The organism is Methylobacterium sp. 174MFSha1.1, from assembly GCF_900116815.1.
Taxonomy (GTDB): domain Bacteria; phylum Pseudomonadota; class Alphaproteobacteria; order Rhizobiales; family Beijerinckiaceae; genus Methylobacterium.
In genome coordinates this window covers 16,586-41,229 of record NZ_FPCB01000045.1, presented here as the reverse complement: position 1 = coordinate 41,229, position 24,644 = coordinate 16,586, and the positions used below count along the sequence as shown (strand labels likewise).

Annotated in this window: 23 protein-coding genes and 4 tRNA genes; 8 read left to right on the top strand and 19 right to left on the bottom strand. The window is 70.9% G+C overall.

The window, feature by feature from the left end; genetic code table 11:
* Positions 1-2 precede the first annotated feature (2 nt).
* From BM430_RS29060 to BM430_RS29050, 3 genes are all read right to left on the bottom strand, one after another.
* Entirely contained in the window at positions 3-737 is a 735-nt protein-coding gene (locus BM430_RS29060; RefSeq protein WP_093570704.1) for an HAD-IA family hydrolase, read from the bottom strand.
* A 35-nt stretch (positions 738-772) separates the two neighbouring features.
* Entirely contained in the window at positions 773-1,894 is a 1,122-nt protein-coding gene (locus BM430_RS29055) for an ABC transporter ATP-binding protein (RefSeq protein ID WP_093570703.1), read from the bottom strand.
* Positions 1,895-1,995: 101 nt separating this feature from the next.
* Positions 1,996-2,946, bottom strand: a complete 951-nt coding sequence (locus BM430_RS29050) for a LysR family transcriptional regulator (RefSeq protein ID WP_093570702.1) — start codon at positions 2,944-2,946, stop codon at positions 1,996-1,998.
* Between the two features lie 190 nt (positions 2,947-3,136).
* Here BM430_RS29050 and BM430_RS29045 point away from each other — a divergent pair, with 190 nt between their 5' ends.
* Genes BM430_RS29045 through BM430_RS29035 form a run of 3 tightly spaced genes read left to right on the top strand, consistent with a single transcriptional unit; the run spans position 3,137 to position 5,281 of the window.
* Positions 3,137-3,532 (top strand): carboxymuconolactone decarboxylase family protein, encoded by a 396-nt coding sequence (locus BM430_RS29045; RefSeq protein ID WP_093570701.1) that lies wholly within the window; start codon positions 3,137-3,139, stop codon positions 3,530-3,532.
* On the top strand, positions 3,529-4,446 hold the full coding sequence (locus tag BM430_RS29040) for an NAD(P)-dependent oxidoreductase (RefSeq protein WP_348273097.1): 918 nt from the start codon (positions 3,529-3,531) through the stop codon (positions 4,444-4,446). Before BM430_RS29045 ends, BM430_RS29040 begins: the two co-directional genes overlap by 4 nt.
* 22 nt (positions 4,447-4,468) lie before the next feature.
* Positions 4,469-5,281, top strand: a complete 813-nt coding sequence (locus BM430_RS29035; RefSeq protein WP_093570699.1) for an N-acyl homoserine lactonase family protein — start codon at positions 4,469-4,471, stop codon at positions 5,279-5,281.
* 17 nt (positions 5,282-5,298) lie between these two features.
* Here the strand turns inward: BM430_RS29035 and BM430_RS29030 are convergent, their stop codons facing one another.
* Together BM430_RS29030 and BM430_RS29025 are read right to left on the bottom strand one after the other, a co-directional pair.
* Positions 5,299-6,963 carry an OFA family MFS transporter gene (locus tag BM430_RS29030; protein ID WP_093570698.1) on the bottom strand — a complete coding sequence of 555 codons (1,665 nt, stop codon included), beginning with the start codon at positions 6,961-6,963 and terminating at the stop codon, positions 5,299-5,301.
* A 163-nt stretch (positions 6,964-7,126) separates the two neighbouring features.
* A complete protein-coding gene (locus BM430_RS29025) occupies positions 7,127-8,500 on the bottom strand; it encodes an MFS transporter (RefSeq protein ID WP_093570697.1) in 1,374 nt (457 codons plus the stop codon).
* A 274-nt stretch (positions 8,501-8,774) separates the two neighbouring features.
* Between BM430_RS29025 and BM430_RS29020 the strand changes: the two genes are divergently transcribed.
* Positions 8,775-9,461, top strand: coding sequence for a sigma-70 family RNA polymerase sigma factor (locus BM430_RS29020; RefSeq protein WP_093570696.1), 687 nt, complete (start codon positions 8,775-8,777; stop codon positions 9,459-9,461).
* A 69-nt stretch (positions 9,462-9,530) separates the two neighbouring features.
* On the opposite strand, the gene BM430_RS29015 is transcribed toward BM430_RS29020, so the two are convergent.
* The 12 genes from BM430_RS29015 to BM430_RS28960 all read right to left on the bottom strand — a co-directional run bounded on the left by BM430_RS29015 (position 9,531) and on the right by BM430_RS28960 (position 19,445).
* Positions 9,531-9,615: transfer RNA gene (locus BM430_RS29015), tRNA-Tyr, on the bottom strand.
* 363 nt (positions 9,616-9,978) lie between these two features.
* Positions 9,979-10,063 (bottom strand) — tRNA-Tyr (locus BM430_RS29010).
* Between the two features lie 103 nt (positions 10,064-10,166).
* Positions 10,167-11,960 carry a single-stranded-DNA-specific exonuclease RecJ gene (gene recJ, locus BM430_RS29005; protein ID WP_093570695.1) on the bottom strand — a complete coding sequence of 598 codons (1,794 nt, stop codon included), beginning with the start codon at positions 11,958-11,960 and terminating at the stop codon, positions 10,167-10,169.
* 169 nt (positions 11,961-12,129) lie between these two features.
* Positions 12,130-13,533: an NAD(P)(+) transhydrogenase (Re/Si-specific) subunit beta gene (locus BM430_RS29000; protein WP_093570694.1), complete on the bottom strand. Its 1,404-nt coding sequence runs from the start codon at positions 13,531-13,533 to the stop codon at positions 12,130-12,132.
* Positions 13,534-13,537: 4 nt separating this feature from the next.
* Positions 13,538-13,987, bottom strand: coding sequence for a proton-translocating transhydrogenase family protein (locus BM430_RS28995; RefSeq protein WP_048432898.1), 450 nt, complete (start codon positions 13,985-13,987; stop codon positions 13,538-13,540).
* 31 nt (positions 13,988-14,018) lie between these two features.
* Entirely contained in the window at positions 14,019-15,161 is a 1,143-nt protein-coding gene (locus BM430_RS28990; protein WP_093570693.1) for a Re/Si-specific NAD(P)(+) transhydrogenase subunit alpha, read from the bottom strand.
* A 201-nt stretch (positions 15,162-15,362) separates the two neighbouring features.
* A complete protein-coding gene (locus tag BM430_RS28985) occupies positions 15,363-15,656 on the bottom strand; it encodes an aa3-type cytochrome c oxidase subunit IV (RefSeq protein ID WP_093570692.1) in 294 nt (97 codons plus the stop codon).
* A 247-nt stretch (positions 15,657-15,903) separates the two neighbouring features.
* Positions 15,904-17,286: an ABC1 kinase family protein gene (locus tag BM430_RS28980; protein ID WP_093570691.1), complete on the bottom strand. Its 1,383-nt coding sequence runs from the start codon at positions 17,284-17,286 to the stop codon at positions 15,904-15,906.
* Positions 17,287-17,410: 124 nt separating this feature from the next.
* Positions 17,411-17,722 carry a metal-sensitive transcriptional regulator gene (locus BM430_RS28975; protein ID WP_048452223.1) on the bottom strand — a complete coding sequence of 104 codons (312 nt, stop codon included), beginning with the start codon at positions 17,720-17,722 and terminating at the stop codon, positions 17,411-17,413.
* Between the two features lie 194 nt (positions 17,723-17,916).
* Complete coding sequence (locus tag BM430_RS28970; protein ID WP_093570690.1) at positions 17,917-18,804, bottom strand: manganese catalase family protein; 888 nt, start codon at positions 18,802-18,804, stop codon at positions 17,917-17,919.
* 381 nt (positions 18,805-19,185) lie between these two features.
* Positions 19,186-19,261: transfer RNA gene (locus BM430_RS28965), tRNA-Ala, on the bottom strand.
* 108 nt (positions 19,262-19,369) lie between these two features.
* Positions 19,370-19,445 (bottom strand) — tRNA-Ala (locus BM430_RS28960).
* 111 nt (positions 19,446-19,556) lie between these two features.
* On the opposite strand from BM430_RS28960, the gene BM430_RS28955 reads away from it, so the two are divergent.
* From BM430_RS28955 to BM430_RS35720, 4 genes are all read left to right on the top strand, one after another.
* Positions 19,557-19,844, top strand: coding sequence for a YggT family protein (locus tag BM430_RS28955; protein WP_093570689.1), 288 nt, complete (start codon positions 19,557-19,559; stop codon positions 19,842-19,844).
* A gap of 4 nt (positions 19,845-19,848) precedes the next feature.
* A complete protein-coding gene (locus BM430_RS28950; protein ID WP_093570688.1) occupies positions 19,849-20,178 on the top strand; it encodes a DUF167 family protein in 330 nt (109 codons plus the stop codon).
* Positions 20,179-20,309: 131 nt separating this feature from the next.
* Positions 20,310-21,356, top strand: coding sequence for a MaoC family dehydratase (locus tag BM430_RS28945; protein ID WP_093570687.1), 1,047 nt, complete (start codon positions 20,310-20,312; stop codon positions 21,354-21,356).
* Between the two features lie 149 nt (positions 21,357-21,505).
* Positions 21,506-22,792 carry a methyl-accepting chemotaxis protein gene (locus BM430_RS35720; protein ID WP_348273096.1) on the top strand — a complete coding sequence of 429 codons (1,287 nt, stop codon included), beginning with the start codon at positions 21,506-21,508 and terminating at the stop codon, positions 22,790-22,792.
* Between the two features lie 132 nt (positions 22,793-22,924).
* Here the strand turns inward: BM430_RS35720 and mntR are convergent, their stop codons facing one another.
* Positions 22,925-23,383, bottom strand: coding sequence for a manganese-binding transcriptional regulator MntR (gene mntR / locus BM430_RS28935; protein WP_093570686.1), 459 nt, complete (start codon positions 23,381-23,383; stop codon positions 22,925-22,927).
* A gap of 130 nt (positions 23,384-23,513) precedes the next feature.
* The gene (locus BM430_RS28930) at positions 23,514-24,404 is read right to left on the bottom strand and encodes a LysR family transcriptional regulator (RefSeq protein ID WP_093570685.1); all 891 of its coding nucleotides are present in this window, start codon (positions 24,402-24,404) and stop codon (positions 23,514-23,516) included.
* Between the last annotated feature and the right edge of the window lie 240 nt (positions 24,405-24,644).

The window sequence follows — 24,644 nt, the reverse complement described above, 5'->3', positions numbered from 1 at the left end:
CGTCAGGCCGCCTGCCGGGCGCCGGCGGCGAAGGCCGCGTCGGCGGCATCGGCGAGTTTCTCGAGCGTCGGGAAATGGTAGTCCGGCGTGGTCAGGCGGGCCGGCTCAGGCGTGCCGCCGAAGCCCGCGAGCCCCTGGCGGCGCTCGATCCAGCACACCGAATAGCCGAGATCCCGGGCGACGCCGATGTCGTGGTACTGGCTCTGGGCGACGTGGAGTATGTCGCTCTGCTTGTAGCCGAAGGCCGATTGGCGGCCGCGGTTGAAGGCGAAGAATTGCGGATCGGGCTTGGCGACGCCCGCCTCGTCGTAGGTGACGCTGTCGTGGAACGGGTTGCCGAGGGTGTGGGAATAGAACGAGAAGGCCGAGCGGTCGGCGTTGGTCATCGCGACGAGGCGGTAGTGCCGGCGCAGGCGCTTGAGCGCCGCCACCGAATCCGAGAAGGCCGGCCAGCGCAGGACCGAGAGCTGGAACGCGTCGGCATCGGCATCCGAGTTGGGGAAGCCGAATTCCTTGGCGACGTGGCGGTAGACGTCCGCGAACACCTCGCTCGACCGCTCGTAGTTCAGCTCCCGGCCCTTGAGGTAGGAGGCGAAGATCCGGGCGTCGCTCAGTTCCTCGTGGCTGCGGCCGGAGACGGCGCGCATCTGGTCGAGGATGCCCTTCTCGAAGTCGATCAGGGTGCCGACGACGTCGAAGGTGAGGACCTTGAACTGGTCGAGAGAGGGGGCGGTCATGGTGGGACTCTCCGATAGGTCGGGGATGGGCGGGCTCAGGCCGGTTCCGCCGGCACGATGATCGTGTCCTGCGGATGGATGAGGGCGGTGAGGGGGGCGCCGACGGGCGGGATGGCGCTGCGCCCGGCATGGTGGGCCGGCTGGCGCAGGGAGATCTCGGGCCCGCCGTCGAGGGCGAGGAAGACCTTCAGGCTCTCGCCCTGGTAGACGATGTCGGTGACGCGTCCGGTGAGGCGGTTGTAGCCCTCGGGCGCGGTGTCGCCGGCGACGAGGAGCTTCTCGGTCTGGAGCGCCAGGAGGAGGGCCGCCCCCTCCGGCAGCGGCCGGGCGCTGCTCAAGGTCGCGGGTCCGAGGGCGACGCTGTCGAACCCTGAGCGGGTCACCGGCACCAGGGTCGATTCGCCGATGAAGCTCGCCACGAAGGCGCTCGCCGGCCGGTCGTGCAGGCGCTCGGGCGTGTCGACCTGGGCGAGGCGCCCGCCGCGCAGGATCGCGATGCGGTCGCTCATCGTCAGCGCCTCGCGCTGGTCGTGGGTGACGTAGATGATGGTGGCTTCGAGCTGCCGGTGCAGGCGGCGCAGCTCGATCTGCATCGACTCGCGCAATTGCTTGTCGAGGGCCGAGAGCGGCTCGTCCATCAGGATCAGACGCGGCCGGAACACGATGGCGCGGGCGAGCGCCACGCGCTGGCGCTGGCCGCCGGAGAGCTGCGAGATCGCCCGATCCTCGTAGCCGGTGAGTTCCACCATCGCCAGCGCCTCGGCGACGCGCCGGCCCCAGGTGGCTTTCGGCTCGCGCCGGGCCCGCAGCGGGAAGGCGACGTTCTCGGCCACGCTCAGGTGCGGGAACAGGGCATAGTTCTGGAACACCACCCCGATGCCGCGCTTGTGCGGCGGCACGAAGGTGACGTCGGTCTCGCCGAAATGCACGCTGCCGGAGGACGGCACCGTGAAGCCGCCGAGGATGCCGAGGAGCGTGGTCTTCCCCGAGCCGGAGGGGCCGAGCAGGGAGAGGAACTCGCCGGGCGCCACGTCGAGGGAGACATCGTCGAGGGCGGTGAAGGCGCCGTAGCGCCGGGTCGCGTTGCGGATCGACACCCCGATGCTGCCGCCGGAGAGCGGATCGCGCGTCAGTCCTGTGTCCGATCCTGCTGCCATCGTGGCGCTGCCTTCGCGTCCGGTGTCGCCGACCGGGGAAAGCTCACAAAAGCGGCGGCTTCGATCAATGTCGAAAAAATCCGCAGGGCCATAACCGGGGGTTATGAGGTCTCGAAGCAGGTCCGGATCAGCCCGAGCTCCGGATAGAGCGCATCGACCCGCGCGACGTCGGCCCGCATCTCGGCGACGAGCCAGTCGCGCACGGCGGCGACGGAGCGACGCAGGGGCCGCGAGCGCAGGTGGATGAGCTGGCACACCCGCGCCGTCCGGGTGACCCGGTCGGCGGCCGGCACGAGGTCGCCGGTCGAGAGCCAGTGCGAGACCACGCTCATCCAGCCCAGCGCGACGCCCTGGCCGAGCAGTGCGGCCTGGAGCACGACGGCGTAGTCGGAGAAGTTGAGCGAGGCCCGCGAGCCGTTCCAGTCCGGCCCGGGATCGACGCCGCCGATCCACATCGGCGAGGTGGCGGTGAGGTTGACGAAGGTGGTGCGGCTCTCGGGATCCGCCCCCCGCCCGGCGCGGTAGGCCGGGCTGCAGACCGGCAGCATCACCTCGTTCATCAGGAACAGGGCCTCGTGGTCGAGGTCAGGACCCTCGACGAAGCGCATGCCGAGATCGACGTCGTCGACCGGGCCGGCGAGCGCGCCGGGGATGAGCTGGAAGCGGAAATCGACCGACGGGAACGCCTCCTGCAGGGTGTTGATGCGCGGCATCAGCCAGTGGGTGGTGAAGGCCGAGGACAGGGAGAGCGTGACCGTGTCGATGCCGGTGCGGCGGATGTCGATCTCGCGCAGGGCCGCCTCGATGCCCCGGAAACCGTCCGCCACCCTCCGGTAGAGGATCGCCCCGTCCTCCGTCAGCGCGAGACCCTCGGCCGAGCGGTCGATGAGGCGCACGCCGAGATGGCGCTCGAGCTGTGCCATCGCCTTGCTGACGGCGGGCTGGGTCACGTTCAGCTCGGCCGCCGCCCGGGTGAAGCTGGTGTTGCGCGCCACCGCCTCGAACACGAACAGGGCGTGGTTGGAGGGCAGCATGCGGCGGAGCGGGTTCATGATCTCGCACCTCGTTGCGTCCCGGTGCGGGGGCAGGGCGGTTCACCGATGACGATCGGGACCGTTCTGTCGCATCGTCGCGGGTGGCACCATCCCCGGTTGAGCGCGCCCGATTTCGCCGCCGGCCCCGTCGATCTCCGTCCGGTTGCCTGCTACCGTCCGGGGAAACGGACGCGCCGGGGAGGGCACGATGGCCGAGAGCGAGCAATTCGAGAAGGGGCTCGAGGTGCGCCGGGAGGTGCTCGGGGCGGAGTACGTCGATGGCAGCCTCGCCAAGGCCGACGACTTCATGATGGCGTTCCAGCGCATCACGACCGAGTGGTGCTGGGGCTACGCCTGGACGCGCGACGGGCTCGACCGCAGGACGCGCTCGATGCTCAACCTCGCGATGCTGACCGCCCTGTCGAAGCCCGCGGAGCTCAAGCTGCACGTCAAGGGCGCGCTCGCCAACGGCGTCAGCGTCGAGGAGATCAAGGAGATCCTGCTCCACGCCACCGTCTATTGCGGCATCCCGTCCGGCCTCGAGGCGTTCAAGGCCGCGCACGAGGTCCTGAAGGCCGAGGGCGCCCTCTCCGACAAGGCATGACGATGGAAAAAATCATGAGCCTCGACCCGTCCTCCGCCCGCGTCGCCATCCTGGGCCTCGGCAAGATGGGGCTGCCGATGGCGAGCCGCCTCGTCGCGGCGGGCTGGAATGTGGTCGGGTTCGATCCGTCTCCGGCCGCCGCGGCGGCCTTCGTGCAGGCGGGGGGCCAGGCCGCGGCCTCCGCCCGGGAGGCGGCGGAGGGAGCGGGCGCCGTCGTGACGATGCTGCCGGACGGCAAGGCGGTGCGCGCCGTCCTCGCCGGCCCGGAGGGCATCGCCGGACACCTCGCCCCGGGCGCGATCGTGATCGACATGAGCTCGTCGGCGCCGGTCGGCACCCGCGACCTCGCGAAAGAGCTGGCCGACCGGGGCATCGTCCTCGTCGACGCCCCGGTCTCGGGTGGGGTGAAGCGCGCCGTCGACGGCACGCTCGCCATCATGGTCGGCGGGGATCACGCCGACGCGGTGCGGCCGCTCCTCGAGAGCCTCGGCACCTCCCTGTTCGAGACCGGCCCGGTCGGCTCCGGCCACGCCATGAAGGCGCTGAACAACTACGTCTCCGCCGCGGGCCTGACCGCCGCCTGCGAGGCCCTGCGCATCGGCGCGAGCTTCGGCCTCGACCCTGCGCTGATGACGGACATCCTCAACGTCTCGACGGGCCGCAACAACTCCACCGACGTCAAGCTGAAGCCCTACGTGATCCCGAAATCCTACACGTCCGGGTTCTCCATGGCGCTGATGGCGAAGGACCTGCGCACGGCGGACGACCTCGCGCGCCACGAGGGCGTGCCGGCGCCGCTGTCCGGGACGATCGCGGCTTTGTGGCAGGACGCCCTGGCAGAACTCGGGCCGGGGGCGGATCACACCGCGATCGACGCGTACCTGGTGGGGCTGCCGGCCTCGGCGAAGGATTAGTTCGACATCCAGGAGGGCGGCCGTGCCGGTCTACGAGGTCTTCGCGCTGCGCTACGCGACGCACGAGCGCCCGGCGTCGCTGAACCTGCTCTATCCGCCGCCCGACGGGGATCCGCATGACGGGCCGATGCCCATCGACTACTTCGTCTGGGTGATCCGCAACGACGAGCGGGTGATCGTCGTCGATACCGGGTTCGACTGGCCGGCCAGCGCGGCCTACGGCCGGACGATGGTGCGCCATCCGCTCGACGGCCTGCGGGATCTCGGCGTCGATCCGGAGACGGTGCGGGACGTGGTCATCACGCATCTCCACTACGATCATGCCGGCAACCTGTCGGCGTTCCCGAACGCGACCTTCCACCTCCAGGACGCCGAGATGGCCTACGCGACGGGGCGCTGCATGTGCCACGCGCGGCTGCGCGGCGCCTTCTCGGTCGAGGACGTCTGCACCATGGTGCGGCGGGTCTACGAGGGACGGGTCGCCTTCGCCGACGGCACGGGGGAGATCGCCCCCGGGGTCACGGTCCATCCGGTGCCGGGGCACACGCGGGGCCTGCAATGCGTACGGGTCGAGACGGCGCGGGGCCCGGTCGTCCTCGCCTCGGACGCCGCCCATTTTTACGCCAACCTCGCCCAGCAGAACCCGTTTCCGATCGTGGTCGACATCGCCGCGATGATGGAGAGCTGGCGGACGCTCGCGCGGCTCGCCGGCGATCCGGAGCGGATCGTGCCCGGCCACGACCCGCTGGTGATGGAGCGCTACCCGCGCCACCCCTCGGCGGAGATCGAGGCGGTGCTCCTCCATCTCCCACCGCAGTTCACGACGACGGCCTGAGGCCCGCCTCCCGCCCGCTATCGGAACAGGATCAGCGCCTTGGCGAGCGTGATCCACACGCCCCACAGGATCGGCAGCCCGACCGCGGCCCAGGCGAGCGCCGCCGCCGGCGTCGGGCCGCCCCGGCCGATCCCGAACGAACCGGACGGACCCGCGGGCTTCGGTGCGCCGGCGGCGGTGTCCGCCCCGTCCATGAACCCTTCCATGAACCAGCGCCGCGCGAGCGGCCGCACCAGCAGGTTCGCCACGAACCCGGCCGCCAGGAAGCCGGCCAGGATCAGGAGCGTGCGGCCGTAGAGCGCCGCACCCTGGAGGCCCGCATCGACCTGCGCCTGCCGGATCGCCGTCACGACGAGGGGGCCGACGACCCCCGCCGTCGACCAGGCGGTGAGCAGGCGGCCGTGGATCGCGCCGACGAACCGGGTGCCGAACAGGTCGGCGAGGTAGGCCGGGATCGTCGCGAAGCCGCCGCCATACATCGAGAGGATCACGCAGAGGATGAGCACGAACGACGCCTGCGAGCCGAGGCCGGCGGCCCATGGCGCCGCCGCGTAGAGCACGCCGCCGAGGGCGAAGAAAGTGGCGTAGGTGGCCTTCCGCCCGATGCGGTCGGAGAGCGTCGCCCAGAAGAACCGGCCCAGGATGTTGAACAGCGACAACAACCCGACGAAGCCGGCGGCGATCGCCGCGACCTGCGCCTTCCCTCCGGCATCGAGCTGGCCGAACCCGATCTCCGGCCGGCCGATCAGCGCACCGCCGAAGATCTCCTGGAGCATCGGCGAGGCCAGCGCCAGCACGCCGATCCCGGCCGAGACGTTGAGGCACAGCATCGCCCAGAGCAGCCAGAACTGCGGCGTCCGGTGCGCGTCGGCGAGGTGGACGTGGCCGCTGGTGATCATCCGGTCGCGGGCGGCCGGCGAGGTCCAGCCCGGGGGCTGCCAGCCGTCCGGCGGCACGCGGTAGCCGAAGGCGCCGCACAGCATGACGACGAGGTAGCCGGCGCCCATCACCGCGAGGGTCTGCCAGACCCCGGCTGAATCCGGCTGCTTGAAATGGGTGATGAGCAGGTCGGCGAGCGGCGAGCCGATCATCGCGCCGCCGCCGAAGCCCATGATCGCCATGCCGGTCGCCATGCCGCGCCGGTCGGGAAACCACTTCACCAGGGTCGAGACCGGCGAGATGTAGCCGAGGCCGAGGCCCACGCCGCCGATCAGCCCCATGCCGAGCCAGATCAGCCAGAGCTGGTGGAGATAGACCCCGAGCGCCCCGATCAGGAACCCACCGCCCCAGGCCAGGGCCGCCGCGAGGCCGGCCTTGCGGGGTCCCGCCCGCTCGAGCCAGCCGCCGAACAGGGCCGCGGAGAGGCCGAGCATGACGATGCCGATCGAGAACACCAGGACGAGGTCGCTGACGCGCCAGTCGCAGGTCGTGGTGACCAGGGCGGTGAGCAGGCTCATGTCGGGGCAGGCGGCCGGGGCCGGCCGGCCGACGCTCAGCGCCCGCGACAGCGGCAGCCAGAACACCGACAGCCCGTAGGACATGCCGATGCAGAGATGGATGGCGAGCGCCGCCGGCGGGACGAGCCAGCGGTTGAAGCCCGCACGCGCCACGATGCGCTCGCGGGACAGGAAGCCGGGAGCGGAGGCTCCGCGGGTGGAGGAGTCGACGACGCGCGCGTCCATGCTGGCCCTCGTAGTCCGGTCCTTGCCGACCGGTTAGCGGGCCACGTTCTAGGACTACGGCTCAATCCAGGGGAGCCACGGACGCGGCAGATTCGCGTCGGTGCACGTCACTAATTTGAAGGACGGCACTCTGCCGCACGCCACGGGGAATGACTGGGGCCCGTCAGCGCCTGACCCGCAGCCCGCTCGCGACGGCGCCGGTCAGCGCCAGCGCGCTCGCGATCCACAGGACCGTCACGGTGCCGCCGGTGTGGAGGTAGCCGAAGATCACCGCCACCATGGCGGCGCCGAGGGACTGGCCGAGGAGACGCGCGGTCGATTGCATGCCGCTCGCCCCGCCGCTGCGCTCCCGCGGCGCGCTGGTGATGATGACCTTGTTGTTGGGCGACTGGAACAGCCCGAAGCCGAGGCCGCACAGGGTCAGCCGCAGGGCGATGGCGAGCGGCGAGGCGTCCGGGGGCACGCTCGCCATCAGGGCGAGGCCCGCCGACAGGGCGACGAGGCCGATGCCGCCGAGCAGCCCCGGCGGGTAGCGGTCGGCCAGCCGCCCGGCGAAGGGGGCGATCACCGCGATGGCGATCGGCCAGGGCGTCATCAGCACCCCGGTCTGGGTGCTCGAGAGGTGGAGCACGTCCTGGAAGTAGAACGGCAGGGCGACGTAGGCCATCATCTGGGCCGAGAACGAGCAGAGCGAGCTCACCATCGACAGCGCGAAGACCGGAATGCGCAGGAGGTCGATCGGCAGGAGCGGCGCCGGCAGGCGGGCCTGCATCCACACGAAGGCGGTGCCGATCACCGCCGCCCCGGCGAGGAGACCGAGCGCCGTGCCGCTCCGCCCCGGCTCGCCGAGCCCGTCGACGCCGGTGATCAGCAGGCAGAAGAACAGCGCGTTGAGGAGCGCGCTCAGGGCGTCGAAGCGGGCGCCGCTGCGGGGCGTCATCGGCAGCATCCGGGCCGCGAGCACCAGCGCGGCGATCCCGAGCGGTACGTTGACGAGGAACAGCCACGGCCAGGTCGCCACCGACAGGATTGCCGCCGCGACGCTCGGGCCCGCCGCCGAAGCGATCGCCACGATGAGCGCCATGGTGCCGACGCCGCGCCCGATCATCCGATGGGGATAGACGAAGCGCACGAGCGCGATGTTGACGCTCATGATCCCCGCCGCGCCGAGGCCCTGGACGATGCGGGCCGCGACCAGCACCGGCAGCGAGCCGGCGAGCGCGCAGGCCAGCGACGCGGCGGAAAACAGCGCCAGCCCCGTGCAATAGACCCGCTTGTAGCCGAGGATGTCGCCCAGCGAGGCCAGCGGCAGCAGGGCCGCGGTGACGGCGAGCTGGTAGCCGTTGGTGACGAAGATCGCGGCGCCGGGGCTGACCTGGAGGTCCCGGGCCATCACCGGCAGGGCGACGTTGACGATGGCGCCGTCGAGCACCGCCATCGACATGGCGATGCCGATCGCCAGCATCGCCCACAGCCTCGCCCGGGTCGGCAGGCCGTCGGCCACCTCCGCCGCCATCGGCTCCGCCACGCCCGTCATCCGTCCCGCGCTCCGTGTCGTCACTCCCGGTGACGTAGCCCAAAGCCGGGCCCGCCACACCTGCCCGCCGGCTCATCCCCGCCCTGCGCGGAGGGCGCGAAACCGGCCGGTCGGCGCGAGCCCCGAAGGCGTGTCGGCAGGCCTGTTTCGCCGGGCAGGGCTCTGGCCGGCTGGAGCGCCGGCTTCATCGAGCATCGGTCGAGCTTCTATTGCCATCGAAATTTGAACCGTTAAAAAGAGACTATCTCACGGGACCAGGGGCCTTCTCTCGACAATGAAGATCGATCCGACCACGCTCCCGTCCGCGCCATCGCCGCCCGCCGACACGCTTCCTTCCCACGTTATCCAAGATTATCTCAGAAAACCTCTGCAACAATACTTCAGCCCGGTCACCCAGTCCGAGCTGCCGTCGCGCCTCGCCGAGCTGCTGGCCCGGTTCGAAGCCGCCCTGGCGGCGCGCGGCGAAGCGATCAGCTTCGACTTCCGTAACGCCCTGATGACGGCGCTGCCGGCCTTGCGCACCTTCGGTCTCTCGTTGTCGCACGACGTGGTACGGGCCGACGACCTGGTTCAGGAAACCTGCGCCCGGGCCTGGGCGAACCAGCATCGGTTCCAGGCCGGAACGAATTTCACCGCCTGGTTGTTCACGATCATGCGCAACCAGTTCTACACGGATCTGCGGAAGGGCCGCCGGGAAGTCGAGGATGGCGACGGGCTCCTCGCCGGTCAATTGGCCGCGCCGGCCGACCAGGACCATGCCAGCACCCTGCGGGTGGTCCGGGAGCGGATGGAGGCCCTGCCCGAGGCCCAGCGCCAGGCGCTGCTGCTCATCGGCGCCGAGGGCTACACCTACGAAGAGGCCGCCCTGCGGCTCGGCTGCCAGGTCGGCACGGTGAAGAGCCGGGTGAGCCGGGCGCGCTCGTCGCTGCTGGCGGCGCTGGGCGAGGTGGTGGATCACTGATCCGCCCGTCATCGGGCCGGCTCCCGGTCGCGGGCGCGGCCCGTCCGGAGGATCGTGCGGAAGGGAAGATGGTGGGGGAAGTAGGACTCGAACCTACGAAGGCATAGCCAGCGGATTTACAGTCCGCCCCCTTTGCCGCTCGGGACATTCCCCCACGCTGCCGTCGCCGGCAGGGGCCGCCCTGTCGGCGGCGCGTCCTTATGAGGGGGTGGCCTGCCCCTGTCAAGGTGACGGCACCCGGCTTCGACGGCCCGGTACCGGCGACGTCCGGGCTAAGCGGCCGCAGTCGGATTACGCTGGCGGACGAAGCGCTTGGGAGCAGTCCGGGTGACCCGCTCGCCCGGAGGACCGCCCACACCCGGAACGGCGCCGAACCCGCGGCGACTGACGGATACGGATGCTCCTCCGAACCGATAGTCGTGAAGCGCGGGACTGCCCGCACGAACGATCCAAAAGCGCTTCGCGCCGCGGAGACGCTCGGCGGATGATGCGTGATGCTGGATCGATCGGAAGAGAATGGTGGGGGAAGTAGGACTCGAACCTACGAAGGCATAGCCAGCGGATTTACAGTCCGCCCCCTTTGCCGCTCGGGACATTCCCCCACGCTGCCGTCACCGGCAGGGGCCGCCGTGTCGGCGACGGGGCCCTTATGGTGGGGCGGCCGGGGGGTGTCAAGCCGGATACCGGACCGGATCCTTGGCCGGCTCAATCGGCCTCGGCCACGTCGCTGAGGCGCAGCTCGACCCGGTCGCTGCCGCGCCAGCGGTCGCGGGAGAGGGTGCCGGCGGCGTGGATGTCGCGGCCGATGCGGGACAGGAGCAGGCGCCCGACCGGCGATTCCGCCGCCCGGAAGGCGATGGCGCCGACCGCGACGCCGTCCCGGCCGCGCAGCTGCGCCTTGACGTGGCCGGTGCCGACGACGCGGGCATCGGCGATGCGGTGGCGGGCCAGCGCGAAGACGGGCTCCGGCGCGCCCTGGCCGAAGGGGCCCGCGCGCTCGACGGCGTCCGCGAGGTCCGGCTGCACGCCGCCGGCGGAGACGAGGCCGTCGACGAGCAGAGCCTCGCCGAGGCGCGCCTCGGCCACGGAGGCGGCGAGGTCGCCGGCGAGCGCCTCGCGGAACCGGTCGAGATCGAGGGCGGCGAGCGTCACGCCCGCCGCCATGGCGTGGCCGCCGCCCTTCGCCGCGAGGCCCGCCTCGACGCAGGCCCGCACCGCCCGGCCGAGATCGGCGCCGGGGATCGAGCGGCCAGATCCGGTGGCGGTGCCGTCCTCCCGCAGCGCGAAGGCGAAGGCCGGGCGGCCGAAGCGCTCCTTCAGCCGCGCCGCGATCAGCCCGACCACGCCCGGATGCCAGTCCGGGCTGCCGGCGACGAGGACCGGCTGGTCGGGATCGCGCTCCAGGCGCATCCCCATCTCGGCCTCGGCCTCGGCGACGGCGGCGGCCTCGATCGCCTGGCGCTCGCGATTGAGAACGTCGAGCTGCGCGGCGATGCCGGCGGCCTCGATCGGGTCCTCGGACAGGAGCAGGCGCGCGCCCAGCGTCGCGTCGCCGATGCGGCCGCCGGCATTGATGCGGGGACCGAGCAGGAAGCCGAGATGCCAGGCCTGCGGCGCCTCCGACAGGCCGGCGGCGTCGAGGAGGGCGGCGAGCCCGCGCCGGCCGCGGCCGCGCATCACCGCCAGGCCCTGGCGCACGAAGGCGCGGTTGAGGCCCCGCAGCGGCACCACGTCGGCCACGGTGGCGAGGGCCACGAGGTCGAGCCCGGCCATCAGGTCGGGGATGGCGAGCCCGTCCCGGCGCAGGCGCCGGTTGAGCGCCACCAGCGTGAGGAAGACCACGCCCGCCGCGCAGAGATGGCCGAGGCCCGACAGGTCGTCGAGGCGGTTCGGGTTGACGAGCGCGCGGACCGGCGGGAGCACTTCCGGCGCGCCGTGATGGTCGAGCACCACCACGTCCATGCCGAGGCGGCCGGCCTCGGCGAGGGGCTCGTGCCCGGCGGTGCCGCAATCGACCGTGACGAGGAGCGTCGCGCCCTCCTGCGCCAGCATGCGCACGGCCGCGACGTTCGGGCCGTAGCCCTCGGTGATCCGGTCGGGGATGTGGAGACGGTAGGGCACGCCGAGGTCGCGCAGCGCGCTCGCGAGCAGGGCGGCGCTCGCCGCGCCGTCGACGTCGTAATCGCCGAAGATCGCGACCTTCTCGCGCCGCGCGATCGCGGCGGCGAGCCGGTCGGCCGCCGCCTCCATGTCGACCAGCACGGCGGGGTCGGGCATCAGGTCGCGAAGGCGCGGTTCGAGGAAGCCCGGCACGGCGTGGAGGTCGACGCCGCGCCCGGCGAGCACGCGGGCCAGCACCTCGGGCAGGCCGTGGCCCTGGGCGATGGCGACCGCCAGCCCTTGCGCCTGCGCGGAGGCGCAGCGCTCGTGCCAGGGCCGTCCGAGGGCCGAGCGATGGACGTCGAGGAGGGGGCGGGGCAGGTCGAGGAGCGTGGACACGGGGCGGAGTGTAGCGGGTTTCGCGCGGATGCGCTGCCGCAGCCGGGCGACAGTGGGTCGTGAGTTCACGAGCGGGTGTCGCCGAAACGCGAAAAGCGGGGCACGAGGCCCCGCTTTCCGATTCGAGGCGAGTGCCCCGGCTCTGCCACAGCCCTCGCGGGCCGACGCGTCAGAAGTTCTTGACGATCTCGTCGACGACCTTCTTGGCGTCGCCGAACAGCATCATGGTGTTGTCGCGGAAGAACACCTCGTTCTCGACGCCGGCATAGCCCGAGCCCATGCCGCGCTTGATGAACAGCACGGTCTTGGCCCGCTCCACGTCGAGGATCGGCATGCCGTAGATCGGCGATTGCGGATCGGTCTTGGCGGCCGGGTTGGTGACGTCGTTGGCGCCGATCACGAAGGCCACGTCGGCCTGCGGGAACTCGCCGTTGATGTCCTCCAGCTCGTGCACCTCGTCGTAGGGCACGTTGGCCTCGGCGAGCAGCACGTTCATGTGGCCCGGCATGCGGCCCGCCACCGGGTGGATGGCGTACTTGACGTCGACGCCGGCCTTCTTGAGCTGGTCGGCCATCTCGCGGAGCGAGTGCTGCGCCTGCGCCACCGCCATGCCGTAGCCCGGCACGATGATGACCTTCTCGGCGTTCTTCATGATGAAGGCCGCGTCGTCGGCCGAGCCCTGCTTGACCGGCCGGGTCTCGACCTGACCGCCGCCGGCGCCGGCCGCCGCGGCGTCGCCGCCGAAGCCGCCGAGGATCACCGAGATGAACGAGCGGTTCATCGCGTGGCACATGATGTAGGACAGGATCGCGCCCGAGGAGCCGACCAGCGCGCCGGTGATGATCAGCGCGAGGTTGCCCAGCGTGAAGCCGATGCCCGCGGCCGCCCAGCCCGAGTAGGAGTTGAGCATCGAGACCACGACCGGCATGTCCGCGCCGCCGATCGGGATGATCAGCAGGCCGCCGAGCACGAAGGACAGGATCACGATCAGCCAGAACAGCACCTTGCTGCCACCGCCGATGAAGCCGATCAGCAGCGCGACCAGCACCACGGCCAGCACGATGTTGATGACGTGGCGCTGCGGCAGCATGATCGGCTTGCCCGACATGCGGCCGTCGAGCTTGAGGAACGCGATCACCGAGCCGGTGAAGGTGATGGCGCCGATGGCCACACCGAGCCCCATCTCGAACAGCGACTGCTTGTGGATGGCGCCGTTCTCGATGATGCCGAAGGCCTGCGGCGCGTAGAGCGCGCCGGCCGCCACCGCGACGGCAGCGAGGCCGACGAGGGAGTGGAAGGCCGCCACGAGCTGCGGCATCGCGGTCATCGGCACGCGCTTGGCGATCACCGCGCCGGCGCCGCCGCCGATGCCGAGGCCGAGCAGCACCAGGAACCACGCCCCGACGCCGGACGGCGCGTGGCCGATCAGCGTCGTCAGGATGGCGATGCCCATGCCGATCATGCCGTACAGGTTGCCCTGCCGGGAGGTGGTCGGGTGGGACAGGCCCCGCAGCGCCAGGATGAACAGGACGCCCGAGACGAGGTAGAGGAGCGAGGAGACGTTCTCCGACATCGCCTCAGGCCTTCTTCTTGTACATGCTGAGCATGCGCTGGGTGACGAGGAAGCCGCCGAAGATGTTCACGCTGGCGAAGACCAGGCCGATGAACCCGAAGAAGCGGGCCCAGCCGGTGCCCTTCTCGATCAGCGGGACGCCGACGGCGAGGAGCGCGCCGACCACGATCACCGAGGAGATCGCGTTGGTGACGGACATCAGCGGGGTGTGGAGGGCCGGGGTCACCGACCAGACCACGTAATAGCCGACGAAGATCGCCAGCACGAAGATCGCGAGGCGGAACACGGTCGGATCGATGGCGCCGTGGGTCGCGGCGGCGACGCCGTGGCCGACGCTGTCGGCGATGATCGCCGCCTGGTCGGCGGCGCGGGCGGCGATGTCGGCGGCGTTGCGGGCGGCGGCCGCGGCGGCGCGTGCCTGCTCGGCCGCCTGGTCGGGGGGAAGGGTAGCCATGAGGTCTCCTCCGATTGCGGGGCGAGCGGCCTTAGGCCGCCTTGGGCTGGAAGTTCGGGTGGACGACGGCGCCGTCGCGGGTCAGGCAGGTCGCCTTGACGAGCTCGTCGTCCCACTTCACCGCCAACGCCTTCGAGCCCTTGTCGACGAGCGTCTCGACGAAGGCGTAGAGGTTGCGGGCGTAGAGGCTCGACGAGGTGGCGGCGAGCCGCCCCGGGACGTTGGCGTAGCCGACGATCTTCACGCCGTTCTCAGTCTCCACGACCTCGTCGGCCTTGACGCCCTCGACGTTGCCGCCGCGCTCGACCGCGAGATCGACGAGGACCGAGCCCGGCCGCATCGCCGAGACCATGTCGGCGGTGACGAGCTTCGGCGCCGGCCGGCCGGGGATCAGCGCGGTCGTGACCACGATGTCCTGCTTGGCGATGTGGCTCGCCACCAGCTCCGCCTGCTTCTTCTTGTACTCGGCCGACATCTCCTTGGCGTAGCCGCCGGCGGTCTCAGCCTGCTTGAACTCGTCGTCCTCGACGGCGACGAACTTGGCGCCGAGCGACTCGACCTGCTCCTTGGCGGCGGGCCGCACGTCGGTGGCGGTCACCACCGCGCCGAGGCGGCGGGCGGTCGCGATGGCCTGCAGCCCGGCGACGCCGGCGCCCATCACGAAGATGCGGGCCGCCGGCACGGTGCCGGCCGCGGTCATCATCATCGGGAGCGCCCGGCCGTAGACGGCGGCGCCGTCGACCACCGCGCGGTAGCCCGCGAGGTTGGCCTGGCTCGAGAGCACGTCCATCACCTGGGCGCGGGTGATGCGGGGCATCAGCTCCATGGCGATCGCCGAGACGCCGGCATCGGCCATCGCCTTGACCTCGGCCTCGTGGCCGTAGGGGTCCATGATCGCGATCACGATCGCGCCGCGCTTGAGCGCGGGCAACTCGTCCTCGGCGGGGCGGCGCACCTTGAGGACGATATCCGCCCCGTCGGCGGCGGCCTTGGCGTCGGCTGCGATCGAGGCCCCGGCGGCCTCGTACTCGGCGTCCGGCACGCCGGCTTTGAGCCCCGCCCCGGACTGCACCGTCACCTCGGCCCCGAGAGCCTTGTACTTCTTCACCGTTTCCGGGACTGCCGCGACCCGCGGCTCCGCCGGATCGGTCTCGGATAGGACCGCGATCCGCATTCAGGCTTCCTTTGGTCGATACACGGCGCGGGCGCGCCGTTCCCCCCTCCAGGGCGGCATGTACAAGGCCACGCCTGCCCCACAACTGTAAAGCCGTTCCCTCACCCGAGGGAACGGCTTCCGTTACGAATTTTTAACGATTAAGTCACGCGCAATTTATCGCGCGTGGGAGGGGAGGGGGCGGACGGGCCGCCCGCGCCCTCAGTAGAACGCCAGCATCAGGGCGAGCAGCAGAGCCACCACGGCGGGAGCGCGCCAGCCGATCGAGGGCGAGAGGGCGCCGATGGCCCCGGCGACGCCGCCCAAAACCACGCCGACGATGGCCGAGATCCAGGCCTCGCGCACGCCGCCGACGGCGAGCGACAGGACCCAGCAGATCACGACGCCGGTGGCGATCTCGACGAAGGTGACGAAGCCGCGATAGGTGGCCTCGTGGGAGGGGCCGTCCATCTCCGGGCTGTAGGCGGAGTCGGTGGCGTGTGTGATGTCGGCCATGATGCGGTAGACCCCGTCTTGTGCTCGTTGGCCGGGCTTTAGCGCATGCTCAAGGCTCCGGCAATCAGCCGCAGCAAGACCGGCGGAACCTCGCGGGCACCGCCGGCCAAGCCGCAAATCCTTGTGGATATTCGGGTCTTCGGCACCGGGACGGGCCCGCAGGCTCGTCCTCGCCGAAGGTCCCGGTGCGATTCCGCACCTTTTTCCAGGTCTAAAGTCGCGAAACGCCGGCCCGGTGCCGTGCCGATCAGGCCGGTTGCGGCAGGCCGGCCTTCTCCAGCGCCGCGTGCTGGCGGGCGGCGAGGTCGTCGAGGGAGAAGCGGTCGATCTGGGCCTCGAACAGGCGGTGGTAGTTCAGCTCCGAGCGCAGGTGCAGGAACACCGCGCCGAGGCCCACCGCCGCCCGGTCCATGAACACGAATTCCCGCGGCACCATCACCGGACCGCGCTCCTTGAGGGCGCGGTGGACCTCGAAGGCCTGGCGCCGGCCGTACTCGCCCGGCTTGACGCCGTCCGCCACCGTGCGGACCCGGTCCTCGAGCAGCGGCCCGTAGATGAAGCGGGCCCAGATGTTGAGGATGTCGACGAGCTCCCGGGTGAGGTTGCGAAAACCCCAGCTCTCGTAGGCGTGGACGATGCGGGCCTCGTCGCCGTGCAGCAGCCCCTTGTAGAGGTCGACCACGCCGCCGACGAAGCGGGGATGGAAGATGCGGATGCAGCCGTAATCGAGCAGGTTGATTCCCATGGGTTCGGGACCCTTGGGCTCGCCGCCCTCGGAGAACACCGTGTAGTTGCCGAGATGGGGATCGCCATGGATCACCGCGGCGCTGCTGAAGGGGTGCCACCAGGCCTGGAACATCGCGTGCGCCAGACGGTTGCGCACCTCCAGCGGGCCGTCGGTGAAGGTCAGGATCTTCTCGCCCTCGAGCCAGCCCTGGGTGAGCAGGCGCTTGGTCGAGAGCTCGGGATACACGACCGGGACCCGCACCGTCTCGATGCCCTTGAGCACGTCGGCGTAGAGGGCGGCGTGCTTGGCCTCGCGGGTGTAGTCGAGCTCCTCGCGCACCCGGTCGCCGATCTCCTTGCCGATCTCGCGGGTGTCGATGACCGAGCTGATGCGCCGGTGCAGCGCGAAGGCGAGTTCGAGCTGCTTCAGGTCCGCCTCGACGGCGGATTGCATGTCCGGATACTGCAGCTTGCAGGCGAGCGCCGTGCCGTCCAGGCTCTCGGCCCGATGGACCTGGCCGAGGGAGGCGGCGGCTGCCGGGCGCAGCGAGAACTGGCCGAAGCGGCTCTGCCACTGGGGCCCGAGCTCGGCCGCCATGCGGCGCTTGACGAAGGCCGCGCCCATCGGCGGCGCCTCGGATTGCAGCTTCTGCAGCTCGGAGGCGTATTCGGGCGGCAGCAGGTCCGGCACGGTGGCGAGCAGCTGCGCCACCTTCATGATCGGCCCTTTCAGGCCGCCCAGCGCCTGGGCGAGGGCGGCGGCGCTCGTCACGTCCTCGCCCTTGCGGCCGAGGAGACGCGCGCCGGCCATCCGGGCGGCGACGCCGCCCACATTGGCGCCGACCTTCGCGTAGCGGGCGGCGCGGGCGGAGAAGCGATTGGCTTCGCTGTCGGAGGCGGACATGCGGGATGAGGCTCGTTTCGAGTACGCGCGCAACGGTCTCACGCGCCGGAATTCGAGCCTTAGATAAGCCCGGGCTCCCGGGCCGCCAGGGCGACCGGACAGCGCGGGGCGCCTCCGCCGGGTCTTACGTCTGTCGCAGTGCGGCGCGCAGGACCCGTACCATCTCCTCGATGGCGCCGTCCTGGTCCTGGGCGCGGACCGCGTAGTCGACCGAGGCGTCGAGATGGGTGCTGATGAGCTGGAGCACCGCCTCGCGCACCGCTGCCGTGATGGCGTTCATCTGCTGCACCTCGTCGAGGCAGTAGCGGTCCTCCTGCACCATGGCCTGGAGGCCGCGCACCTGGCCCTCGATGCGCTTGAGGCGCTGGAGGATAGGCTTTTTCTCCTCCTCGGTGCGGCGGATCTGGAGGCGCCCGTCGACGTACTGATAATCCATGATGTGCCTTCCCCGACCGTGGGTCCGCCTCGTCCGGGGGCGCGGGCGGCCCGGGCGACGTCGGGTCTGGTGATCGATTGCCGCCCTGTCCCTGAGGAACGGCAACCGATCTTACATCATGGGCGCACAGGTCAAGCTCAATCTTGGTGCCCGGCCCGCGCGCCCGCGCGCCTGATGGCCTAGTTCTTGCGCGCCTAGGTCTTGCTGTTGGTGACCGGAGCCGAGGTCATCTGCTCCTTCTGGGCCCCGGAATCCGGCCGGGCCGGCCCGAGCACCGGTTCCTCGCCGAGGGGTTCGAAGGCCCGGAAGTGGAACTGGCCCTTGCCGTCGATCGACGGGCCCTCCGCGTAGCGGCCGGGCGGAACCGGGGTCCCGTTGCGCTCGGTCCCCATGAACATGTAGCTGAATTCCTGCGCCTCCTTCGACTGGTCGAAGCTGTTGGGCACCGGCAGCCCCTCCTTCAGCCCGCCCATGTCCTCGATGATCGCCAGCCATTGCTGCTGGTGCATCGTATCGCGGGCGATCAGGAAGCTGAGCATGTCCTGCATGCCCTTGTCGTGGGTGGAGTTGTAGAGCCGCACCGCCAGGGTCCGGCCGGTCGCCTCCGCAGCCACGTTGCAGAACATGTCGCCGACGAGGTTGCCGCTGGCATAGACGTGCGAGCAGTCGAATGGCGCGCCGTCGCAATCGACCGGCAGGGCCGCCAGGCCGGTGGAGAGCAGGTGGCGCTGGAGCATGCCCTCGACGACGTGGCGCGGGCGCTCACCCCCCATCACCGCGCCGACGATCGGGTTGGCCTGGGCGGAGGTCTCCTGGAGCGTCGCCGGCGCGTCCTCGAGGTTGAGGGCCACCGCCGTCGACAGCATCTCGATGTGGCTGATCTCCTCGGTGGCGGTGTTGAGCAGCACGTCGCGGTACTTCGTGCTCGGCCCGCGGGCGCCCCAGGCCTGGAAGAAGTACTGAAGGCAGACGCGGATCTCGCCCTCGATACCGCCGATCGCCTGCTGGAGCTGGCGGGCGAACAGGGGATCGGGCTTCTCCACCTTCACCGGGTACTGAAGGCGCTTGTCGTGGTAGTACATCGGGGTCTCCTGACCGTTCGTCGGGGTGATCCCGGGCGCGGTGCGCCGCTGACGCCAACTGAGATGATCATACTCAGTATGGGTATTGGAATCGCCGACCAACGCCTCGCCGGTGGGGCGGTTCAAGCGTGGGGGCGGGTTTTTCGCGGGAACGGTGAGAGGCGATCGCCTTCCGCTCTCCGGGCGGGCCGCAACGCTGCCCTCGGCTCGCGGGCAGGTCCGGCGCCTGTCCTGCGCCGGATCGTCGTTCGGCCGCTATCGGATCCGGTCCTGCCGTCGAACGACACGCGCGGCACAGACGAGACGCGACAAAACCGGGCCCCGGCCGACGCCGATCCCGGTCTCACGCCTTCACAGAAGACATCCAGCCAAACAGAGGTTTGGTGGAGCTGAGGGGATTCGAACCCCTGACCTCCGCAGTGCGATTGCGGCGCTCTCCCATCTGAGCTACAGCCCCGCCGAAAGCGGGTATATGTCGTATCGCCGAAGCGATGTCACTACCCGGTGGCTCCGTACCACCTGCCTGCCACCCTGCCAACCCTGCGTTAACCACGAAGGGCAGGCCTGGTGGAGCTGAGGGGATTCGAACCCCTGACCTCCGCAGTGCGATTGCGGCGCTCTCCCATCTGAGCTACAGCCCCGTCCGAGGCGGGTGCCTTGTAGGCCGGCCCTTCTCAGCCTGTCAATTCCCTTGGTGGGCCCGCCGCGCCGCAATCGCGCGCGGGGTGCCCCGGGGCTCGCACGGACCGCGCATGCGCTCGATTCTCTGGCTCTTCGACAACATTATCACGCTCTACGTGTACCTGCTCATCGCCAGCGCCGTGCTGAGCTGGCTGGTGGCCTTCAACGTGGTCAACGTGCGCAACCCGATCGTGTCGCAGATCGGGGAGTTCCTGTTCCGGGTGACCGAACCGGCGCTGCGGCCGATCCGGCGCATCCTGCCGAATCTCGGCGGCATCGACATCTCGCCGATCATCCTGGTCCTCGGCCTGTTCTTCCTGCGCAACCTGATGTTCGAGCTCCTCTCCGGCGTGGTCTGAGACCGTGCCCCCGGCCCGGACCGCGCCCTGGCGGATCGTCCCGGAGGGGATCGAGGTCCGGGTCCGGGCCACCCCGCGGGGCGGGCGCGACGCCCTCGACGGCGTCGAGACCCGGGACGACGGCGCGGCCGTGCTGAAGGTCCGGGTACTGGCGGCGCCGGAGGACGGCGCGGCCAACGCGGCGATCCGGGACGTGCTGCGGCGCGCCCTGGGCCTGCCGGCCTCCGCGGTGACCCTCGCCACCGGGGCCACCGCGCGCATCAAGCTGTTCCGCATCGCCGGTGACGGGCCGGCCCTGGCGCAGCGATTGCAGGACCTCGCCGACGGGACTTGACGCTAGGGCGGGGCTGCCCCTCACATCGCCGGGACAGGCCCGCCTTCCCGAGCGGCCCGAAACCACCCAGAGCCTGCCCGGCCCCGCGCCCGGCAGGCTCTCGCACGAGAGCGACTCTCCAAGGGGCGACGATGAAGACCAATCCGGGCCGTTTCTTCGAGGATTTCCGCGTCGGCGAGACCATCCGCCATGCCACGCCGCGCACGGTCACCACCGGCGACGTGGCGCTCTACACCGCGCTCTACGGCCCGCGCTTCGCGGTGCAATCCTCCGACGCCTTCGCGGCGGCCTTCGGCTACGCGAGGGCGCCCCTCGACGACCTGCTGGTGTTCCACGTCGTGTTCGGCAAGACGGTGCCGGACATCTCGCTCAACGCGGTCGCCAATCTCGGCTACGCGGAGGGGCGCTTCCTGCGGCCGGTCTATCCGGGTGAGACCCTGAACGCGGTCTCGGAGGTGATCGGCCTCAAGGAGAGCTCGAACCGCCAGACCGGCGTGGTCTATGTCCGCTCGACGGGATACGACGCCAACGGCGAAGCGGTGCTGAGCTATTGCCGCTGGGTGCTGGTGCGCAAGCGCGACCCCGAGGCGAAGATTGCCGAAGAGGCGGTGCCGAGCCTCGCCAAGGCGGTGGCGCCGGAGGACCTCGCCGCCGCCCTGCCGCCGCTGCGGGCGGAGGCCTACGATCTCGGCCTCGCCGGCAGCCCGCACCGCTTCAGCGACTATGAGGTCGGCGAGCGCATCGACCACGTCGACGGCATGACCGTCGAGGAGGCCGAGCACCAGATCGCCACCCGGCTGTTCCAGAACACCGCCAAGGTCCATTTCGACGGCTACGCCGCGAAGGACACCCGCTTCGGCAAGCGCCTGATCTACGGCGGTCACGTCATCTCGCTCGCCCGGGCCCTCAGCTTCAACGGGCTGGGCAACGCCTTCTCGATCGCCGGCATCAATGCCGGGCGCCACGTCGCGCCGCTGTTTGCCGGCGACACGGTCTATGCCTGGAGCGAGGTGCTGGCGACCGCCGAACTGCCCGGGCGCACCGATGTCGGGGCCCTGCGCCTGCGCACGATCGCGACCAAGAACCAGCCCTGCACCGCCCATCCGGACAAGGCCGGGGAGGCGACCGACCCGGCGGTGATCCTCGACCTCGATTACTGGGCGCTGATGCCGCGCTGAATACCGGCGCCGGCCGGTCGCCTCCGGGCTCCGCGCCGGCGCAAGACCTTGCGCCGACGGCCGTCTCCGGCTCGTGGCAGCCGTTGCGTAAGATTATATTCACTGCTCGCTTGTACTCACGGCGGAGGACGAACCGGACCGACATCCCGATGCTGAAGCGCTTCGCACGCAAAGACGGCTTTCTCGACCTGCTCGCGACGCGTGCCGGGGTGGGCTTGTGGGAGGTCGTGCCGTATCGGGGCGACCTCGCGCATCCGAAGACCCAGGTGACCTGGACGCCGGAATTCCGCCGCATCGTCGGCTACCCGTCGGCCGAGGCCTATCCGGACAAGCTGGAATCGTGGTCGAGCCGGATTTTCCGCGATGACGTCGACCGGATCATGTCGGCCTTCGCGGCGGCGATCAAGGACGTGGCGAACCAGGGCGCCTACGACGTCAAGTACCGGATCGTGATGCCGGACGGGACGCCGCGGTGGTTCCGCGCCACCGGCGGCGCCTCCTACGACGCGCACGGCGTGCCGCTGCGGATCTGCGGCTCCCTCGTCGACATCCACGCCGAGATGGAGGCCAGGGCCGCCGACGAGGCGCGCACCCGGCGGTTCGAGGCGCTGGTCGCGGCCTTCGCCCAGGATTCCTCGGCCTTGTTCTCGCGCCTGACCGGCGCCGCCACGGAGATGCAGTCGGCCGCCGCCGCGATGGCCGGCACCGCCGACCAGACCAGCGCCCGCTCGAGCGAGGTGGCGGGCTCCGCCCGGCAGACCTCGGCCAATATCGGTACGGTCGCTGCGGCCTCCGAGGAACTCGGCAGCTCGGTCACCGAGATCGGTCGCCAGGTCCAGGGCTCGGCCGGCCTCGCGGAAGCGGCGGTGGTCGAGGCCGACGCGACCCAGCGCCTGGTCCAGGAACTGAGCGGCGCGGTGAGCAAGATCGGCGACGTCGTGAGCCTGATCTCGTCGATCGCCGGGCAGACCAACCTGCTGGCGCTCAACGCCACGATCGAGGCGGCGCGCGCCGGCGAGGCGGGGCGGGGCTTCGCGGTCGTCGCGGCGGAGGTCAAGGAACTCGCCAACCAGACCGCCAAGGCCACCGACGAGATCTCGACGCAGATCGCCCGGATCCAGGATTCGACCGCGCAGGCGGTCTCGGCGATCGGCGGCTTCGGCGCGCGGATCCGCGAGATCAGCTCCGTGACGACGGCGATCGCCGCCGCGGTCGAGGAGCAGAACGCCGCGACCCAGGAGATCGTCCGCAACGTCTCCCAGGCCGCGACCGGGGCCGGCGACGTGATGAGCGGCACGGCGAGCGTCTCGGCCTCCGCCGAGGAGACCGGCCAGAACGCCGCGCGGGTGATCGGCGCCTCGTCCGAGCTGTCGGACCGCTCCCGCGAGCTGAGCGCGCAGACCGACGCCTTCCTCAGGAACGTCCGGGCGGCCTGACCGAAGCCTCGGCCCGGCGGCGTTCTCCAGGCAGATTTTCGCCGCAAAGACGGTTGCCGGTATTTGCGGCGAAAATCTGCGACAAAACAAGAATATAAGCAGACTTGCGTTGGCCCGCCGACGCAAGTCTGCTTACGCGTCGGTCCGGGCGGCGGTGAAGCGGCGGAACGCCTCCAGCGTCTCGCGGCTGACATGATGCTCGATGCCCTCGGCGTCGCAGCGCGCCACGTCCGGGCTGACGCCGAGCGCGAGCAGGAACGACTCGACGATGCGGTGGCGCTCCCGCGCCTCCGCCGCCAGCGCCCGGCCTGCCTCGGTGAGGAAGACGCCGCGATAGGGGCGCTGCTGCACCAGCCCGTCCTCGGCCAGGCGCTTGAGCATCTTGGCCACCGTCGGCTGGGCCACGCCGAGGCGGGCGGCGATGTCGACCTGGCGCGCCTCGCCGCCGTCGCCGATCAGGTCGGCGATCAGCTCGACGTAATCCTCCACCAGTTCGAGCCGGCGCGCCTCGCGCACCTGCCGGAAGCCGGCGGAATGCGCCTCGGCATCGACCAGGACGGCGGGCTCGCGCGGGTGATCGGAATCCTGCATGGGGTGGGGTCGTCGCCTCGTCTGTCGCCGTCGGATGACGCAGTCTTACCCGAGGCAGTCTTACTCGAGGAAGGGCCGGGTGTGCAGGGCCTGGAGGACCGCGTTCCCAAAGGCGTCCGCAGAGGCGCCCTCACGCCGGCGGCGCCCGCAGGTGGGCGACGAAGTCCTGGGCGAAGGGGGGCAGGGCGGCGAGGTCGCGCAGGCAGATCGTCAGGTCGCGCACCGCCCAGGGGTCCTCCAGGGCCACGATGGCGATGCCCATGGTGCGGGCGGCCCGGCGCGCGGTCGTCTCCGGCACGATGCCGAGGCCGACCCCGCACTCGACGAGGCGGCAGACCGCGTCGAAGCCGCGCAGCTGCACCCGCAGGCGCAGGGGCTGGCCGCTGCGCCCGGCCTTGCCGGCGAGGAAGCGGGTGAGCGCGCTCGCCCGGTCGAGGCCGACGAGGTCGTGGCCCAGCACCTCGGCGAAGGGGACCGAGTCCCGCTCGGCGAGGGGGTGGCCCTCCGCCACCACCAGCACGAAGCGGTCGCGACGGAACGGGTGGGTCTCGAGGCTGCCGGTCTCGACAGTGCCGGCGACGAGGCCGAGATCCGCCGCGCCCTCGGCGACGAGGCCGACGATCTCGTCCGACAGGCGCTCCTCGATGTCGACGCTCACCCCCGGATGCAGGGCGAGGTAGGCCGAGAGCACCTCCGGCAGGAACTCGGTCAGCGCGTTGGTGTTCGACAGGACCCGGATCTGCCCCGCCGCGCCGCCCGCGAAGGCGGCGAGATCCCCCTGCAGTCGCTCGACGTTGCCGAGGATCTGGCGGGCATGGGCGAGCAGCGTGCGCCCGGCCGGGGTCGGCGTGACACCGAGCCGCGCCCGCGTGAGGAGGGCGGCGCCGAGCGAGGCCTCCATGCTGCGGATGCGGTGGCTCGCCGCGGCGAGCGCCAGGTTGGCGCGGTTCGCCCCGTGGGTGATCGAGCCCGCCTCGACGACGTGGCGGAACAGGCTGAGGTCGACGAGATCGAAATGCATGGCGGCGCCTCCCGGGCGACGGCCCGTCCCCGGCCGATCGTTTCGCCGGCCGCGAAGGTAGATCGCGCCGGCCCACGATGACCAGGGGCGCGTCCAGCCTTCGCGGACGACGAAGCCTGGGTCAACGAGAACCGCATTGCGAATTGGACGCGTTCCAGGGAGACAGGCGGATGGATCTGTCACCCGGCCCGCCTTGCGGCCACGTTGCGCTCGCGCGGCGGAGCCGGTAGGTGACCCACT